This is a genomic window from Variovorax sp. P4_D9, assembly GCF_056401695.1.
The window spans coordinates 1-778 of record NZ_JBFUIU010001644.1; the positions used below are offsets into that span (position 1 = coordinate 1).

Consider the following 778-nt stretch of genomic DNA (forward strand, 5'->3'; position numbering starts at 1 on the left):
CGATGTCTGTCGAGGGCCTGGTGCACATCACCGAGCTCGGCGGCGAGTACTTCAAGTTCGACGAGCACCGGCAGGAACTGCGCGGCGAGCGCACCGGCATCCGCTATGCGATCGGCACCCGCGTGCGGGTGCAGGTGAGCCGGGTCGACCTCGACGGCCGCAAGATCGACTTCCGCCTGGTGCGCGAAGGCGAGGAACTGACGGCCCGCGCCATGAAGGACAAGGGCGCGGCATCCGCGGGCGTGCCGGTCAAGGCCTCGGCCAAGCGCTCGCGCAGCAAGGCGGAGGCACCGGTCGAGCGCACGGAACGCACCGAACATGCGGAGCGGACGGGCCGGGTCGCGTCAGCGGCGCCACAATCTGCGATGCAGGCCTTCAGGACCGCAGTCAAGAAGGCCGCCAACAAGATGAAGGGGCGCAAGCCGCGCCGTTGAAAAAACAAGGAGCACAGGAATGAGTGGTGAGAAGACAAGCCGCATCGCGGTCGTCACGGGCGCCGGCAGCGGCATCGGCAGGGCTGCTGCGCTGGCCTTGCTGGGCGATGGTTGGAGCGTGGTGCTGGCAGGGCGTCGGCAAGAGCCGCTCGAGCAGGTCGCCCAGGAGTCGGGCGCCGGCGCGCGGGCAGTGGCAGTGCCGACCGACGTGGCCGACGCGGAATCGGTGAAGGCGCTGTTCGCGGCCGCGGTCGAGCGCTTCGGCCGCGTCGACCTGCTGTTCAACAACGCCGGCGTCGGCAATCCGCCGGGCCCGTTCGAGGATTGGACCCCCGAGCAGTGGC

General features: G+C 69.8%; 1 protein-coding gene and 1 pseudogene. Both read left to right on the plus strand.

The window, feature by feature from the left end:
• A pseudogene (locus tag AC1DY5_RS57485) lies at positions 1-434 on the plus strand (ribonuclease R); the annotation flags it as partial.
• Between the two features lie 19 nt (positions 435-453).
• A partial coding sequence (locus AC1DY5_RS57490) for an SDR family oxidoreductase (RefSeq protein WP_478123016.1) occupies positions 454-778 on the plus strand: 325 nt, incomplete at its 3' end.